Below are 2,533 nucleotides of genomic sequence, written 5' to 3' on the forward strand. Positions count from 1 at the left end.
CCAGTTTTCATATATATCAGATTTCATAGCACCTGCTATTAAGGATCCTGTAATATCTGAGCCACCTCTTTCAAAGGTCTTTATCTCATTATCAAATCCAATACCATAGAAACCTGGTATTACATACTTTTTCTTTGTATCTAAATTTTCCCTTATTCTTTTATAACTTGTTTCCAAATCAAGTTCTCCATCTATATGAAAACAAATTATATCCTTAGCATCTAAGAATTTAAAATCTAAATACTCAGCCATTATTATACTGGATAAATACTCACCTCTACTTAATACAAAATCTCTATTTTTCGACTTCCTTATCTCAATAATTGTTTTATCTATAGTTTCTAGTAGGCTTTTATCTAATTTTAAATCTTTTACTATATTAAAAAATCTTCCCTTTATTATCTTTAATAGACTTTCCTTTTCATCTTCATATTTACATTCAAAATAACCAATTAATAAGTCTGTAACTTTGATATCACCTTTATGTCTTTTCCCTGGTGCTGATACTATGACTAGATTTCTACCCTCTTCGCTATAGATAATCTCTTTAACCTTTTTGTATTGATTACTATCACTTAAAGAACTTCCACCAAATTTTAAGACTCTTTTTCTTTCTATTTTATTAATATCATATGGTGTTTCTTGATATACACAGTAATTCATCCAGTTAATAAATAATAAATTTCCATGAGATTTCCATTTTACCTGAATTCCTTCATCTTCATTATCATTTTTAAAGTAATTTACCGGAGTTTGTATTTCTAGTCCTTTAGACTTATCCCTTATATACTCTTTGTATAAAGTGTCTCTATCATATTCTCCATGTCCTGATACGAATACAAATCTATTATCTAAACTTCTAGCCAGGCTAACTCCAGTATCTGGTCTACTACCAATTATCTTTAAATCTTCTATTTTTCTTACATCTTCTTCTCTATTAATAGAATGTCTAGATTGTGGAGAGTAAAATACATCATCAAAACCCTTAGTCAATGCACTTTCTTCCAAAACATCATACTCAAATACTCCAAATACCTTTTTATCTTCAATATACTTAGGTATTCCATAATAATGATACAGTGCTGCCTGAGCAGCCCAGCAAATAAACATGGTTGAATAAACATTTGTCCTAGCATATTCAAATATTTCTCTAAGTTCAGGCCAATAGTCAACTTCTTCGAAGTCTAGTTTTTCAACCGGAGCCCCAGTTATTATCATACCATCGTATTTTTCATCTTTGATTTGTGAAAAATCCTTGTAGAATCTTTTTAAATATGTTTCATCTGTATTCTTTGAATTATGTGTTTTAGTTCGTATTAAGTCTATATCTACCTGTAATGGAGTATTGGATAATAATCTTAGTAATTGGATTTCTGTTTCTTCCTTATTTGGCATCAAATTTACTATTGCTATTTTTATGGGCCTAATATCTTGGGTCGTAGCTCTATCTTTCCCCATAATAAATAGATTTTCATCTTCCAATATCTTCTTTGATGGTAAATCATTATCTATTATTAACGGCATTTTGACTTCTCTCCAATCCCTGCTTTAAATCTGCTATAATGTCGTCAGCATTTTCTATACCTACAGATAATCTAATCAGACCTTCTGTAACTCCACCTTTTAGCTGATCTTCTTTTGATAATTGTCTATGAGTCATACTTGCAGGATGTAATACATGAGTCCTTATATCTCCCACATGGACAACTAGACTTGCTAACTTTAAACTGTTTATAAATTCTTTTCCTTCATTTACTCCACCCTTTACTTCAAAGGATATTATCCCACTAGCACCCTTAGGTAAATATTTCTTTGCTAATTCATAATCAGGGCTAGATTCTAATAAAGGATAAGCCACGCTCTCTACATTTGGATTACTTTCTAAAAACTGTGCTATTTTAAGGGCATTTTCAGAATGTCTATCCATCCTAAGAGCTAAGGTTTCAATACCAAGGTTTGTTAAAAATCCATTAAATGGACTCATAGTAGCACCTAAATCCCTTAAAAATACTACTCTAGCTTTAGTAATATATGCTTGTTCTTTGAAGGTTTCTGTATAGCTAAGTCCATGATAATTAGGATCCTCATCAGTTAAACAAGCAAACTTTCCATTATCCCAATTGAATTTTCCACTATCTACTATTATCCCTCCAACTGATGTAGCATGACCATCTAAATATTTCGTAGTAGAATGAGTCACTATATCAGCACCATATTCTATTGGTCTAAGTAAATATGGAGTTGGGAAGGTATTATCTATCACTAAAGGTAAATCATGTTTATGGGCTAAATTAGCATATCTTTCTATATCCAATACTCTAACACCTGGATTTCCCAAGGATTCTGTAAATAATAATTTTGTATTTTCTTGTATTGCTTTACTTACTTCTTCATCAGTTGAATCTAGGCTTACAAATGTGGTCTCTATTCCAAATTTCTTTAGGGTAGAACTTAACAATGTAAACGTACCGCCATAAATATTATTTAAAGCTACTATATGCTCACCACTTTGACAGATAGTCAATATAGCTAA

At 30.9% G+C, this 2,533-nt stretch carries 2 protein-coding genes; both read right to left on the reverse strand.

Annotation, left to right across the window (positions count from 1 at the left end; genetic code table 11):
• Positions 1-1,524, reverse strand: a 1,524-nt coding sequence (locus tag ACTHW2_RS12910) for a homoserine O-acetyltransferase/O-succinyltransferase family protein (protein ID WP_442264297.1), incomplete at its 3' end; no start/stop codon positions are given.
• The coding region (locus ACTHW2_RS12915) for an O-acetylhomoserine aminocarboxypropyltransferase/cysteine synthase family protein (RefSeq protein WP_442264298.1) at positions 1,505-2,533 on the reverse strand (1,029 nt) is incomplete at its 5' end. The genes ACTHW2_RS12910 and ACTHW2_RS12915, both read right to left, overlap by 20 nt.

The sequence above is a fragment of the Tissierella sp. genome, from assembly GCF_052089545.1.
GTDB lineage: Bacteria > Bacillota > Clostridia > Tissierellales > Tissierellaceae > Tissierella_A.